The organism is Buchnera aphidicola (Myzocallis carpini) (assembly GCF_964059025.1).
Taxonomy (GTDB): Bacteria; Pseudomonadota; Gammaproteobacteria; order Enterobacterales; family Enterobacteriaceae; genus Buchnera_L; species Buchnera_L aphidicola_AK.
The window spans coordinates 20,916-37,452 of the sequence record NZ_OZ060376.1; the positions used below are offsets into that span (position 1 = coordinate 20,916).

Annotated in this window: 8 protein-coding genes; 4 read left to right on the top strand and 4 right to left on the bottom strand. The window is 26.0% G+C overall.

Annotated features, from left to right (window positions below; genetic code table 11):
- Window positions 1-17: 17 nt before the first annotated feature.
- The gene (gene rsmD, locus AB4W53_RS00105; protein WP_367671889.1) at window positions 18-584 is read right to left on the bottom strand and encodes a 16S rRNA (guanine(966)-N(2))-methyltransferase RsmD; all 567 of its coding nucleotides are present in this window, start codon (window positions 582-584) and stop codon (window positions 18-20) included.
- Between the two features lie 96 nt (window positions 585-680).
- Here rsmD and ftsY point away from each other — a divergent pair, with 96 nt between their 5' ends.
- The 3 genes from ftsY to metE all read left to right on the top strand — a co-directional run bounded on the left by ftsY (window position 681) and on the right by metE (window position 5,590).
- Window positions 681-1,754, top strand: a complete 1,074-nt coding sequence (gene ftsY, locus AB4W53_RS00110; protein ID WP_367671890.1) for a signal recognition particle-docking protein FtsY — start codon at window positions 681-683, stop codon at window positions 1,752-1,754.
- A 151-nt stretch (window positions 1,755-1,905) separates the two neighbouring features.
- Window positions 1,906-2,766 (top strand): RNA polymerase sigma factor RpoH, encoded by an 861-nt coding sequence (gene rpoH, locus AB4W53_RS00115; protein WP_367671892.1) that lies wholly within the window; start codon window positions 1,906-1,908, stop codon window positions 2,764-2,766.
- A 547-nt stretch (window positions 2,767-3,313) separates the two neighbouring features.
- Window positions 3,314-5,590: a 5-methyltetrahydropteroyltriglutamate--homocysteine S-methyltransferase gene (gene metE, locus AB4W53_RS00120; RefSeq protein ID WP_367671894.1), complete on the top strand. Its 2,277-nt coding sequence runs from the start codon at window positions 3,314-3,316 to the stop codon at window positions 5,588-5,590.
- Between the two features lie 53 nt (window positions 5,591-5,643).
- Here metE and purH read toward each other — a convergent pair whose 3' ends face one another.
- Window positions 5,644-7,218, bottom strand: a complete 1,575-nt coding sequence (gene purH, locus AB4W53_RS00125) for a bifunctional phosphoribosylaminoimidazolecarboxamide formyltransferase/IMP cyclohydrolase (RefSeq protein ID WP_367671896.1) — start codon at window positions 7,216-7,218, stop codon at window positions 5,644-5,646.
- 166 nt (window positions 7,219-7,384) lie between these two features.
- On the opposite strand from purH, the gene AB4W53_RS00130 reads away from it, so the two are divergent.
- Entirely contained in the window at window positions 7,385-7,894 is a 510-nt protein-coding gene (locus AB4W53_RS00130; RefSeq protein ID WP_367671897.1) for a TIGR00645 family protein, read from the top strand.
- Between the two features lie 137 nt (window positions 7,895-8,031).
- On the opposite strand, the gene rpoC is transcribed toward AB4W53_RS00130, so the two are convergent.
- Both rpoC and rpoB read right to left on the bottom strand, forming a co-directional pair.
- The gene (gene rpoC / locus AB4W53_RS00135) at window positions 8,032-12,231 is read right to left on the bottom strand and encodes a DNA-directed RNA polymerase subunit beta' (protein ID WP_367671899.1); all 4,200 of its coding nucleotides are present in this window, start codon (window positions 12,229-12,231) and stop codon (window positions 8,032-8,034) included.
- 78 nt (window positions 12,232-12,309) lie between these two features.
- On the bottom strand, window positions 12,310-16,338 hold the full coding sequence (rpoB, locus tag AB4W53_RS00140; protein ID WP_367672110.1) for a DNA-directed RNA polymerase subunit beta: 4,029 nt from the start codon (window positions 16,336-16,338) through the stop codon (window positions 12,310-12,312).
- Window positions 16,339-16,537: the final 199 nt, after the last annotated feature.

Genomic DNA, 16,537 nt, shown 5'->3' on the forward strand with positions numbered 1-16,537 from the left:
ATATAAAATATCTTATATTATTCATTTCTATAAATATATATTGAATAATCAATATTAGAAGTACTTTTTTTTTTGTGTATATACCATGTTTTGGGATAATGAATATTTTTTTTTTTATCTTTTTCGATATATATATATCCTGTATTTTTAATTAAGTTATTTTTATCAATGATTGTAATACTTTTTTGTAAGATATTATTATAGTATGGCGGATCTAAAAAAATAATATCGTATTTTTGATATGTTTTTTTTAACCATACTAGTGCATTGACATTAAGAATTTCAATATTTTGTATATTCAATTTTTTAATATTTTTTTTTATATTATTTAAAATTTTTTTATTATTTTCTATTAATGTAACATATTTTGCATAACGTGATATAGATTCTATACTTAATGCTCCACTACCTGAAAAACAATCTAAACAGTTCGCATTATAAATTTTTTTTTCTATCCAATTAAATAATGTTTCCCGTATTCTATGTAGAGTAGGACGTAAGTATACATGATTGATTAGTGTAATATTTCTTCCTTTGAGATATCCCGATATAATTTTTATTGTATTAAATGTTCTTTTTTTCATAGAATATATGGTGTAAATAGTTATGGAATACATTATATATTATAATAAATATATTAATATTTTTTATTGTATATAAAAAAATTAAGGATATTTTATATGTCTGGTGAAAAAAACAGTAATTTATTTTCCTGGTTTAAAAAAATAAAAGATAAAACTGTTGATATCAAGGATCAGTTATTTTATGGTGATTCGAAAAATATAGAGCATACTTCTCAGAATATATCTAAAAAAAAAAATAATTTTTTTCAAAATATATATTTAGGAATTAAAAAGAATAAAGATAGTTTTGCATGTAAAATAAAAAATTTTTTTATGTATCACGAAATTAATGATAATTTTTTTAAACAATTAGAAGAAAATTTATTAATGTATGATTTTGGGTATGAAATTACAAAAAAAGTTATCGCAATGTTAATTACAGAACATAAAAAAAATAAATTAAAAAAAAAAAAAGAATTATATCTTATATTAAAACAATTGCTTTGTAATACTTTGAAAGTTGAATCATTGAATATATATAATTCGTATAATAAATTAAAAAATATCCCTCATATTATTTTAATGGCCGGAGTAAATGGTGTTGGTAAAACGACAACAATTGCTAAATTAGCATATTTATATAAAAAAATTGGATATTCTGTGATGTTATCTGCTAGTGATACTTTTAGAGCAGCTGCAATTGATCAATTAAAAATATGGGGAGAAAAAATTAATATTCCAGTATTTTCCTGTGATCTAGGTACAGATCCATCTGCTGTCATTTTTGATTCTATACAATACGCAAAAAATAATAATATAGATATTGTATTAATTGATACATCTGGTAGGTTGCACAATAAAGTACATTTGATGCAAGAATTAAAAAAAAATATTCGAGTAATTCGTAATAATTGTTTACATTCCCCTCAAGAAATTTTTTTAGTATTGGATGCTTGTAATGGTCAAAATTCTATGAATCAAGTAGAAATATTTTATCAAGAAATTAAAAAAATTACAGGAATTATATTAACAAAATTAGATGGAACAGCGAAAGGAGGAATAGTTTTTTCTATAGTAAATAAATTTCATATCCCTATTAAATATATAGGTATTGGTGAAAAATTACAAGATATATATCTATTTAACAAAAAAGAATTTGTTGATACTTTTTTTTCGGAGTATAATAATTAATATTTCAAAAATATAAGATATATTTATCAACAGGATTATAATATACTATATAATGTAAATAATTTCATAAATTTTCGATATTCATTATTATTAATAAGATAATAAAAATTGATTAAAGTACACGAAATGTTTTGTTTCAATAGGAAACTACATGGTTTATAAGATACAATTTCTCAAAGTACTTTCTTTAAAAGATTTGCGTTCTTATATTCAAAATATATTTTCGTGGAAGATACTATCTGTTCATGAAGAACGATTATTATCTGAACAAGTATATTATAATTCTGATATTATAGCAGCTAGAACGATTGTTTTATCTAATTTGAGATTTGTAGTACATATTTCTCGTAATTATTTAGGTTATGGGTTACCCCAAGCTGATCTTATTCAAGAAGGAAATATTGGACTTATGAAAGCAGTTCGTAGGTTTAATCCAAATATTAATGTTCGCATTATATCTTTTGCTATATATTGGATAAAATCTGAAATGCATGAATATATATTGAAAAATTGGAGAATTGTAAAAGTTGCAACTACAAAGTCACAAAGAAAGTTGTTTTTTAATTTACGAAAAACAAAAAAAACATTAGGATGGTTAAGTGATTGTGAATTAAAAACAGTTGCAAAAAAATTAGGGGTGAAAAAAAACGATGTACAAGAAATGGAAACAAGATTATTAACTAAAGATGTTACTTTATATCCAGTGATTACAAATCAACAAAATGATTTTAATAATAGTAAGAAGATGATTCCATATTTAAAAGATTATAAGTCTAATTTTGCTAAGAAATATGAAAAAGAAGATTGGGGAAAATATCACATGAACAAATTAAATTATGCTATGTTAAATTTAGATGCAAGAAGTCGCTATATTATTTATGCTAGATGGTTTAATCATCAAAATAAAATTACATTACAAGAAATTGCGAAAAATTATGGTATTTCTGCAGAAAGAGTTCGTCAATTAGAAAAATATGCTATTCAAAAATTGAAATATTCTATACAACATTGAATACTTTGTATTTATAGTACTGGATGATTCCTAGTAGTTTTATATAATAATATTATGTATGATGGATTAACAAAATGATATTTTACAATATATAGATATATTATGTATTCGTTGTAGAACTATTATATTCTTCATAAAAATTTTTAAAGTATATAATTGATATATTATTGCACATGGCTCAATAGTATTAATGAAATATTATTGTATAACCTACATTACATATATGATACAAGTACATTGTATAAAATATTTTCTATTTTTAAATTTTTTGAAAATATTATTTTTGATATTTTAAATGAATTGGTTTGAAAATTATATTGAATTATTTACATGGATATTGATTACAATTATTTAAAATATTATAATAAGTTTAATATATGATTGTATAGTATATTATATTTTATAATAATTATTGAATATAATAAAGTATTTTATTATTATTATAAAATATATTTAATGAAAAAACATATATTATAATACTTATTTTTTTTATGATAAATAGTTACTTGGTAAAAATACAGTTTTTTTAAAATTTTAGGATATATTTATGGATATTATTAACCATATTCTTGGTTTTCCCAGAATAGGTTTGCATCGAGAATTAAAAAAAGCTCAAGAAGATTATTGGTCCGGAATGATTTCACAAAATGAGTTACTAAGAATCGGTTCTCAAATACGATTAAATAATTGGAAAAAACAAAAAACATTAGGTATTAATTTATTACCTGTAGGTGATTTTGCTTGGTATGATCATGTGTTATCTATGAGTATGTTATTAGGAAATATTCCAGATAGGCACAAAAATTCTGATGGTTCAATAAATTTAGATACGTTATTTTACATTGCTCGAGGTATTGCGCCAAATAGAAATCCTGTTTTAGCTTCTGAGATGACAAAATGGTTTGATACAAATTATCATTATATTGTTCCAGAATTTACTCAAGATCAGAAATTTAGTTTATCTTGGTTACAGTTATTTGAAGAAATTGATGAAGCTTTAGAGAAAGGGTATAAAATTAAACCAATTCTTATAGGACCTATGACATATTTATGGTTAGGAAAAGTTAAGGGTAAAAAATTTAGTCGATTAGATTTATTAAAAAATATTTTACCGGTATATCAAGAGATTCTATTAAAAATAAAGAAAAAAGGTGTTGAATGGGTACAAATTGATGAACCAATTTTATCATTAGAATTACCTGATGCATGGTTACAGGAGTTTCAAAAAACTTATGAACTATTATCTCAGAATAATAAAGTATTATTAACTACTTATTTTGATAATATTAATCATAATCTAGAAACGATTGTTGAATTACCAATTCATGGTTTACATATCGACGTTATTGATGGAAAATATAATTTATCTGATATCAGTAAAAAGGTACCTAATCATTGGGTATTATCTTTAGGTATTATTAATGGTAGAAATATCTGGAAAACAGATTTAAAATATTGGTTTAATATTATTCAATCAATTGTAAAATTTCATAAAAATTTATGGGTATCTACTTCGTGTTCTTTAATACATTGTCCAGTAGATTTAGATCTCGAAAATAACATAGAATTAGAAATTAAGAACTGGTTTGCATTTGCAGTACAAAAATGTTATGAATTGAATTTATTAACTATAGCATTAAAGAATAACAATTCAAGTATATTACATTCTTGGAGTAATTTATTATATACACATGCATATTCTCATCATGTTCATAATAAATCTGTACAAAAAAAAATGTATGAAATGAATGAATATAATGCTATAAGAAGTACACCATATAATGTACGTTCGAAACTTCAAAAAAATAAATTTAATTTACCAATTTTACCAACAACTACCATTGGTTCCTTTCCTCAAACAATAGAAATTAGGAATTTACGTCTCAATTATAAAAATAATAAAATTGATTTTCAAACCTATAGTGATGAGATTAAAAAACATATCCAACATGTTATTTTACAACAAGAAGAATTAGGTTTAGATGTTTTAGTACATGGTGAAGCTGAAAGAAATGATATGGTAGAATATTTTGGAGAAAATTTAAACGGATTTATTTTTACACAATATGGATGGGTACAAAGTTATGGATCTCGTTGTGTAAAACCACCAATAATTATTGGTGATGTATCTAGACCAAAGGCAATGACAATTGATTGGTTAAAATATTCACAATCTTTAACTAAAAAACCCGTGAAAGCTATGTTAACTGGACCAGTTACTATTTTATTATGGTCGTTTTTAAGGGAAGATTTACCGAAAAATACAATATCAGATCAAATTGCATTAGCATTATCTGAAGAAGTATTAGAATTAGAAAAATCTGGAATTAATATTATCCAAATTGATGAACCTGCCTTAAGAGAAGGATTACCACTACGTAAATCAGATTGGAAGTATTATTTATCTTGGGCAACAAGATCTTTTAGATTATCCTGTTCAAAAGTACAAGATAGTACCCAAATTCATACACATATGTGTTATTGTGAATTTCAAGATATTATGGATTCTATTGTACAATTAGATGCAGATGTTATAACAATTGAAACTGCTCGTTCTGATATGGAATTATTAGAATTTTTTAAAAAATTTCAATATCCTAATGAAATTGGACCTGGAGTTTATGATATTCACTCCCCAAATATTCCAACTGTTTCAGAAATTGAACATTTATTAAATATTGCTATGCAATATATTCCTGTAGAACGTTTATGGGTAAATCCTGATTGTGGTTTAAAAACAAGAAGTTGGAAAGAAACCTTGTTATCTCTAAGGAATATGGTTATTGCAACAAAAAATATTCGTAATAAAATTTTAAATACGTAAAATGGCTGTTAACAAAAGGGTAAATTTTCCCTTTTGTTGTGGTTATTGATAATTTAGTGTGTAAAAATTCTTTGATTGGTAAATATCATCGAGATATTGTATTCATTGGCTGCTCTTATAACTTCTTGATCTCTTATTGATCCTCCAGGTTGTACAATACAGGATATATTTTTATGTATACATGTATCTATACTATCCCGAAAAGGAAAAAACGCGTCGGAAGTCATGATAATTTTTCTATTATGTAATTTAAAAATATTTTTATTTCTGTTGTATTGTTTATTTGCAATTTTTACTGATTCTAATCGATTAGTTTGTCCAGAACCAATTCCAATAGTATAATATTTATCACTATATAGAATAGCATTAGATTTAATAAATTTTGTAATTTTCCAAGCAAAAATAGCATATTTTATTTCTGCAGGGCTTGGTTTTTTATTACTTACAATATTCCAATTGTTTGCATTATTTAGATTTTCATAGTTTTTTTGTACTAATAAGCTATTTCCAATAGTTTTAAATTCGATGTTTTTATGATTGTTGTTATTAGGATATCCACATATTAGTACTTTAATTTTTGGATATAGTTTCAAAATATTTTTTGCTTTTTGAGTAATTTCAGGTCCAATAATTATTTCTACAAATTGTCTTTTAATAATTATTAAAATAATTTTTGTATTAATAATTTTATTAAAACTAATGATTCCTCCAAATGCTGAAATAGGATTACTACTATAAGCATTTAAGTATGCTATGGCAAGATCTTGATTACTAGAAGCACCACAGGGATTTCCATGTTTTACAATAATACATGTTGGTTTTTCAAATTGATTAACACATTCATATGCTATATGAGCATCGTAAATATTGTTATATGATAATTTATTTCCATTGATTTGTTTGAAAGAATCTATAGAACCTATTTTCTTTTTATTTGTTTTGATATATAGTGCTGCTTTTTGATGAGGATTTTCTCCGTATTTTAAATTTTCCTGTTTTGTATATTTGATATGTATTTCTTTCGGAAAAATATCATTTTTTTTTTGATTAATATTTAATTTTTTATTAAAATACTGCATGATTGAATAATCATATTGGTGGGTGTATTGAAATGCTTTTTTTGCTAATTGTATTCTAGTAGAGATTGTAGTACTTCCGTAAGTATTGATTTCTTTTATAACATTATCATAGTCTGTAATATCAGTTACAATAGTAACATTTTCATAATTTTTTGCAGATGCTCTAGCAAGAGAAGGTCCGCCAATATCAATACATTCTATATTTTGGTGATGTTGTTGCTCATCAAATAAATAGAAATTTACAATTACTAAATCAAAAAAAGTAATACTTTTTTTTTTAAAATCGTTCGTATTATCTTTTTTATTTCCTAAAATCCCTGAAAATATTTCTGGGTGTATAGTTTTTATTTTTCCATGTAGTATTTCTGGTTTTTTGGTAATATTAAAAATATTTTTTACAGGAATATTATTTTTTTTTAAAAGATTTTCAGTTTTGTTAGTAGCAAAAATTGTAATATTATTTTTTATTAATTCTTTTGCTAATATCAGAATTTTATTTTTATTAAATACACTAATTAATGCATTTTGAATTTTTTTATGAACTTCCATATCACGATTCCTGGTATACATAATCATGGATCAATGTATGTAAATGAAATATTTTTCAAGAAAATATTATATTTAAATATTTATATATGATTAATTATATAATATATATTATATATGCAGCATATATTTTTAATTATGTTTTGAGATATTTGTAAGAGGTGTACTCATGGAAGACAAGATTGAAAAGACGATATATGCTTCAAGATGGTTAATGTTTCCTGTATACCTTGGATTATCATTTGGTTTTATACTATTGACATTAAAATTTTTTCAACAGATTATTTCCGTTGTTCCTGAAATTTTGATTATGTCTGAATCAGGTTTAGTATTAATTGTATTATCATTAATTGATATTGCATTAGTGGGTGGATTATTAGTAATGGTCATGTTTTCAGGATATGAAAATTTCATTTCTAAAATGGATATTGAAGATAATAAAAAAAGATTAGGATGGATGGGAACTATGGATGTTAACTCTATTAAAAATAAAGTGGCGTCTTCAATAGTTGCAATTTCTTCCGTACATTTATTAAGATTATTTATGGAAGCTGAAAAAGTTTTAGATGATAAAATTATGTGGTGTGTGATTATTCATTTAACGTTTGTGTTATCTGCTTTTGGAATGTCTTATATCGATAAGATGAATAAAAAAAAAATATATCCTGGGAAAATGTAATTATCATATGTTGTTATGTTAAAAATATTTTATATTAATAAAATTATTTATAAATTTTATTAAGAAGAATATTAATATAAACCATTTTATTATGATAATCATGATAGTTATTATATTAATAACTATCATAAATATTGTTATTTATAATTTTTTTTAACAGTAATAATATTATCTTTTTGATTTTGTTTTTGTTGATTAGATTTTTTTATTTTCTCTTTATATTTCTTTAATCTATGTAGATGATAAATATATCCTGTTCCTGCGGGAATTAATCTTCCAACAATAACATTTTCTTTTAATCCTCTTAATTCATCTCTTTTACCAGAAACTGATGCTTCAGTTAATACTCTTGTAGTTTCTTGAAATGATGCTGCAGAGATAAAAGATTCTGTTGCTAGTGATGCTTTTGTAATTCCTAATAAGTTTCGGGAAAACGTTGCTTGTTTTTGTTTTAGATATTTTAATTTTTTATTTTGTCTACTTATACGGGAGTATTCTACTTGTTCACCTTGTAAAAGATTAGAGTTACCAGGTTCAATAATAGTTACTTTTCTGAGCATTTGTTTAATAATAACTTCGATATGTTTATCATTAATTTTAACACCTTGTAATCTATATACTTCTTGTACTTCATTAAGAATATATTTAGTGACTGCTTCTACTCCTCGTAATCTTAAAATATCATGTGGAGATTCTATTCCATCAGAAAGAACATCACCTTTTTCTACAAATTCTCCTTCAAAAATATTTAATTGTCTCCATTTAGGAATCATATCTTCGTATACATCACCATGATCTTTTGGTGTAATAATTAATCTAATTTTTCCTTTAGTTTCTTTTCCAAATGATACAATTCCACTAGTCTCTGCTAGAATTGCTAATTCTTTGCCATATCTTGCTTCGAATAAATCTGCAACACGAGGTAATCCTCCAGTAATATCTTTTGTTCTTCCTGTTTCTTGAGGGATTTTAGCTAATATATCTCCTGATTGTACTTTAGTACCATTTTTTAATTGTATAATTGCTTTTCCAGGAATAAAATATTGTGCGGGTATATCTGTATTGGGTATTAATACATCATCTCCATTTTTTTGAATAATTTTTAATGTTGGTCGTAAAATTTTTCCTGTTGTACTACGTTCTGACATTTCCAATACAATAATTGATGATAAACCAGTAATTTCGTCGTGTTGATTTACAATACTTTGTCCTTCAATCATATCTATAAATTGAATATATCCATCTACTTCTGTAATAATGGGAATTGTGTGTGGATCCCATGTTGCTAATACATCTCCAATATGAACATGATCTCCATGTTTTTTTTCTAAAGCGGCACCATATGGTATTTTATAACTTTCTTTAGTTTTTCCAAAATTATCTATAATTTTTAATTCAACTTTTTTAGAAGTAATAATGTTTTTTGCTTCAGAATTTACAACAGATTTTAAATTGTTGATATGAATAATACCTGAATTTTTAATCTCAATACTAGATTCTGATACTGACCTAGAAGCAGCGCCTCCGATATGAAAGGTTCTCATAGTTAATTGGGTTCCTGGTTCTCCAATAGATTGAGCAGCTATTACACCAATGGCTTCACCTTTTTTAACTAATTTCCCTCGTGCTAAATCTCTACCGTAGCAATATGCACAAATTCCAAAATTTGTTTCACAATGTACAACAGATCTTACTGTTATACAATCAATAGAATTTTCTTCTAAGATACGACATTGTTGTTCTTCGAGTAGTGTATTTTTAGGAATTAGTATTTCTTGGCTAGTAGGAGAGATAATATCTATTGCAGTTACTCTTCCTAATACTCTTTCTCGAATTGGTTCTTTAATTTCGCTTCCTTCAATAATAGCTTGCATAATAATACCATTGGTTGTTCCACAATTATGTTCTGTTACTACTAAATCTTGTGCAATATCTACTAATCTACGTGTTAAATAACCTGAATTTGCTGTTTTTAAAGCAGTATCTGCTAATCCTTTTCTTGCACCATGTGTAGAAATAAAATATTGTAGTATATTCAAACCCTCTCTAAAATTTGCTGTAATTGGTGTTTCAATGATTGATCCATCTGGTTTCGCCATTAAACCACGCATTCCTGCTAATTGTCTGATTTGTGCTGTAGAACCTCTTGCTCCAGAATCTGCCATCATAAAAATATTATTAAATGATTTATTTTTTTGTAATTTTCCATTTTTATCACAATATTCTTCAGTAGATAAAGTATTCATCATAGCTTGTGATACTGTTTCATTTGATGTGGACCAAATATCAATGATTTTATTATATCTTTCTTCTGTGGTCATAATCCCCAATTGAAATTGTTCTTGTATTTCTACTACTTCTTTTTCTGCCTGTGAAATAATTGTATTTTTTTCTTTTGGTATGATCATATCTTCTATTCCTACTGATATTCCAGATAATGTAGAATATTTAAATCCAGTATACATAATTTTGTCAGCTAATAATACTGTTTCTTTTAAATCTAATACTTGTATACATTCATTTAATATCTTTGTAATAGATTGTTTATTTAATGTTTTATCAATTAAACTAAACGGTAGTCCTTTTGGAATTATATTCCATAAAATTGCTCTACCAACACTAGTTTTAATCACATGTATATTTTTTTGAAATTGATTGTTTTTAATTTTCACATATTCTGTTATTTTGACATGTATTAAAGAGTGTAATCCAATGATTCCCATTTGGTATATTTTTTCTACTTCAAAAGTATTTTTAAAGAATTTACCTTCTCCTTTCCCCCCCTTTTTTTTTCGTGTCATATAGTATAATCCTAATACAACATCTTGAGAGGGTACAATAATTGGTTCTCCATTAGCAGGAGAAAGAATATTATTGGTGGACATCATTAATTCTTTTGCTTCTAATTGTGCTTCTTTAGTTAAAGGAATATGTACTGCCATTTGATCACCATCAAAATCTGCATTATATGCAGCACATACTAATGGGTGTAATTGAATTGATTTTTCTTCTATTAAGATTGGGTTAAATGCTTGTATTCCTAGTCTATGTAGTGTTGGAGCACGATTTAGTAAAATCGGATGGTTGTTTGTAATTTCTTCTAACATGTCCCATATAATTGGTTCTTCTGCTTCTACCATTCTTTTAGCAGCTTTAATGGTAGTTGCAAAACCTTTATTTTCTAGTTTTCCATATATAAACGGTTTAAATAATTCTAATGCCATTTTTTTGGGTAATCCACATTGATTTAATTTTAAGTATGGTCCTACTGTAATTACAGAACGACCAGAGTAATCTACTCTTTTCCCAAGTAAATTTTGTCTGAATCTACCTTGTTTCCCTTTAATCATATCTGCTAAGGATTTTAGTGGTCTTTTATTAGATCCTAAAATTGCTTTTCCTCGACGTCCATTATCTAATAATGCATCTATAGCTTCTTGTAACATCCTTTTTTCATTACGAACTATGATATCTGGTGCAAATAAATTTAATAATCTTTTTAATCTATTATTTCTATTAATTACTCTTCGGTATAAATCGTTTAAATCTGATGTTGCAAATCTACCACCATCTAATGGTACTAGTGGTCTTAAGTCTGGAGGTAAAATGGGTAAAACAGTTAAAATCATCCATTCTGGTTTATTTTCAGAAATAATAAAGGATTCTATAATTTTAATTCTTTTAATAATTTTTATTTTTTTTGTTTCAGAAGTAAGTTCTTTTAGTTGACTGTGTAATCTTTCGTATTCTTCGGATAAATCTATATCTCTTAATAATTCTTGGATTGCCTCAGCTCCTATTTTTGCTTCAAACTCATCTCCAAATTCTTCTAGTGCATGTAAATATTGTTCTTCGGTTAATATTTGTTTTTTTTCTAAGTTTGTCATTCCTGTTTCTATTACAATATAAGATTCGAAATATAGTATCTTTTCTATATCTCGAAGAGGTAGATCTAATAATATACTGATTTTAGATGGTAAAGATTTTAAAAACCAAATGTGAGCGATAGGCGTTGCTAATTCTATGTGCCCCATTCTTTCCCTTCGTACTTTACTTTGTGTGACTTCAACACCACATTTTTCGCAAATTACTCCTCTGTGTTTTAGTCTTTTATATTTTCCACATAAGCATTCATAATCTTTTATTGGACCAAAAATTCTAGAGCAGAATAATCCATCTCTTTCGGGTTTAAAAGTTCGATAATTAATTGTTTCTGGTTTTTTAACCTCTCCAAATGACCAAGAACGAATAGTCTCTGGAGATGCGAGTTCAATTTTAATAGAATTAAATTCTTCAACTGAATTATTTTTTTTTAAAAATTTTATTAAATTTTTCACCTGAAAACTCCATTTTATTCAAAGAAAAAATAATTATATTAATTTGAATATTATTTATATATAATAATCGTAATTATATTATTCATCATTAAGTTCAATATTAATTCCTAAGGATCGAATTTCTCTTAATAGTACGTTAAATGATTCTGGCATTCCAGGATTCATTTCGTAATTTCCTTTTACAATATTTTTGTATACATTACTTCTTCCATGTACATCATCTGATTTTACAGTTAACATTTCTTGTAGTGTATAAGAAGCACCATAGGCTTCTAGTGCCCATACTTCCATTTCTCCAAATCTTTGTCCTCCAAATTGTGCTTTTCCTCCTAGTGGTTGTTGAGTAATTAAACTGTAAGAACCAGTAGATCTTGCATGCATTTTATCGTCAACTAAGTGGTTTAGTTTTAACATATACATATATCCTACTGTAATAGGTCTTTCAAATTTTTCTCCTGTTCTTCCATCAAATAAATCAATTTTTCCTGATTTTGGTAAATCACCTAATTGCAAGAGGTTTTTTATTTCCTCTTCTGTTGCTCCATCAAATACTGGTGTTGAAATTGGGAGCCCATTTTTATAATTTTCTGCTAATATTAATATCTCTTGATCAGTGAAGGTATTAAAATCAATTTTTTGTCTTATTTTACTACCAAGATTAAATGCTTTTTGTATAAAAGAACGTATGTGGTGAATTTCTTTTTGTTGTTTTAACATTGTATTAATTTTATTACCAATGCCTTTCGCTGCCATTCCTAGGTGTGTTTCTAGTATTTGTCCGATATTCATCCTGGATGGTACTCCTAATGGATTTAATACGATATCTACAGGAATTCCATATTTATCATACGGCATATCTTCTACTGGATTAATTCTTGATATTACTCCTTTATTACCATGTCTACCAGCCATTTTATCTCCAGTTTGTATTTTTTTTTTCACTGCTAAAAATATTTTCACAGTTTTTAGTACTCCTGGAGCTAAATCATCCCTTTTTAAAAATTTTTTCTTTTTAAAATCTATATTTATTTGGAATTCTTTTTTTAACATTTTATATTTTTTAAATATGTTTTTTACTCTTTTAGATCGATCTTTTTGTTTGATATTAATTTTATGCCATTTTTCTTTGTTGATTGTTTGTAAATATTCAATGGATATTCCTGATTTTATTAAAATACTTTCCATTCTTTTAAATAAATGAAATTGAAATATTTTAAATTCTTTTTCAAGTTTTTTTTGAATTTTTTTAATTTGTATTTTTTCAATTTCTAATGTTCTTTTATCTTTTTCAATCCCTTCTCTTGTGAATACTTGTACATCAATTACTGTTCCTGATATTTCGCTTGGTACTCTCAAAGAAGAATCTTTTACATCAGAAGCTTTTTCACCAAAAATTGCTCGTAATAATTTTTCTTCTGGAGCTAATTGTGTTTCTCTTTTTGGTGTGACTTTACCAACTAAAATATCCCCCCCAGTTACTTCTGCTCCGATATATACAATACCAGATTCATCTAATTTTGATAAAGATGATGCACTAATTCCTGGGATATCTGTACTAATTTCTTCAGGTCCTAATTTTGTATCTCTAGCTATACAAGATAATTCTTGTATATGAATTGTAGTAAATTTATCTTTATGTATTAGATTTTCGGATATTAATATTGAATCTTCAAAATTATACCCGTTCCAAGGCATAAAGGCAACTCTGATGTTTTGACCTAATGCGAGTTCTCCTAGATCTGTTGCAGAACCATCTGCTAAAATATCGTTTTTTTGTACTCTTTCTCCGATGGTTATACAAGGTGTTTGATTGATACAAGTATTTTGGTTAGATCTTGTATATTTAGTTAAATGATAAATATCAATTTCAGATTCTTCTGGTGGAGTTTCGTTTTTGTCTATTGCAATGATAATTCTAGCGGAATCAACGTATTGAATTATTCCACCTCTTTCAGCTACCATTGTGACTCCAGAATCTATTGCTACTGCTCTTTCTATTCCAGTACCAACTAATGGTTTTTCAGGTTTGAGATTTGGAATAGCTTGTCTTTGCATATTTGCACCCATGAGAGCACGATTAGCATCATCATGTTCTAGAAATGGGATTAAAGATGCTCCGACGGAAACAATCTGTTGTGCAGAAACATCCATATAATGAATGTCATTTTTATGAAATAAATTTGCTTCTCCTTGATTTCTACAAATTATTAAATCATTTATAAAATTTCCATCTTTTGTAATTTTTGCATTTGCTTGTGCAATAACATAAGTACTTTCTTCTATTGCTGATAGATAGTGTATATTATTGTTTACGATACCATTTTTTACTTCTCTATATGGAGTTTCTAAGAAACCATATTCATTAATTCTAGCATATAAAGATAATGAATTTATTAAACCAATATTTGGACCTTCAGGCGTTTCTATTGGACAAATTCTTCCGTAATGTGTAGGATGTACGTCTCGTACTTCAAATCCTGCTCTTTCTCTCGTTAATCCTCCTAATCCTAATGCAGAAATTCTTCTTTTGTGTGTTATTTCAGATAAAGGATTATTTTGGTCCATAAATTGTGATAATTGACTTGATGTAAAAAATTCTTTTACAACTGCTGAAATTGGTTTAGAATTAATAACATCTTGTGGCATTAGTGTATTTAAGTCCCCTAGTGATAATCTTTCTTTTACAGTTCTTTCAACCCGAATTAAACCAATTCGAAATTGATTTTCTATCATTTCTCCAATAGATCTAATTCTTCTATTTCCTAGGTGGTCAATATCATCAATATTACTTTTTCCATCTCGAATTTGAATTAATTTTTTAATAACATCAATAATATCTTTTTTACTTAATACACTTGATCCTGTATTTTTTATCCGAGCTAATGATTTGTTAAATTTCATTCTACCAACTTGTGAAAGATCATATCGATCTTCTGAAAAGAATAAATGTTTAAAAAGATATTCTGCAGTTTCTTTAGTTGGTGGTTCTCCAGGCCGCATAATCCGGTAAATTTCTATTAGAGCACTTGTTTGATCTGATATTGAATCAATTTTTAATGTTTCAGAAATATACATGCCTTGATTAGATTGATCAATATTAATTGTTTCTATGGTATTAATTTTTTTTTCTTTTAGAATATTTATATTTTCAATATTTAGTGTTGTGTTAGCTAATATAATTGGTTGATTAGTTTTTGAATCGATGTATTTTTTGCAAATAGTTTGTCCAATAAGATGTTCAATAGGTACTTCAGTACAAGTAATATTTTCTTTTTTTAATTCTTGAATGTGTTGGTTAGTAACTTGTTCTCCTTTTTGAACATAAAGGATATCATTTTTTTGAATATCAAATGATATTACTTTTTCTTTCAATTCATGAATATTAAAAATTATATATATTTTATTATTAATAAATTGATATCTATTTTTTTTGAAAAATAGATTAAGAATTTTTTCTGTATTATATCCTAAAGCCTGTAAAATCATTGTCACTGGAACTTTTCGACGACGATCAATACGAGCAAATAAATGATCTTTATGATCGAATTCAAAATCTAACCAAGAACCTCTATATGGAATGATACGAGCGTTATATAATATTTTTCCTGAAGAATGTGTTTTTCCTCGATCACTATCAAAGAATACTCCTGGGCTTCTATGTAGTTGAGAAACTACAACTCTTTCAGTGCCATTAATTATGAAAGTTCCATTATTTGTCATTATTGGAATTTCAGCAATATATACTTCTTGTTCTTTAATATCTTTGATAGTATGTTTTTCTTCTTCTGTTTCGTATATTATTAATCTTAAGGTAACTCGTATTGATACAGAGTATGTTGCTCCTCGCATTTGGCAATCTCTAGTACTTAATGTAGGATTTCCAATACGATATGTTACATATTGTAATTCTGCACTTTTATTATAGCTGGTAATAGGAAATATAGACTTAAAAACTGCTTCTAGTCCTTTGTTTCCTTTTGGGTCTATTTTTAAAAAACTTTCAAAAGAATTTAATTGAATACCCAGTAGGTATGGAATCTTTAAGATGATTGGATATTTTCCAAAATCTTTACGAATTCTCTTTTTTTCAGTTTTAGAGAACACTATAAGAATCCTTACATGTAGTTGAATATTATAAAATATATAATATTTTTGGGTTGACAGAGGAATATATTGTATGAATAATATATTATTATTAATATAATATATATAATCATATAATATATGTTTTTTAAAAAAAAGAAAAATTATTATAATAATACTTAACTGATGAGAATTTTTTATCATCAGTTAAAATATTATGAAA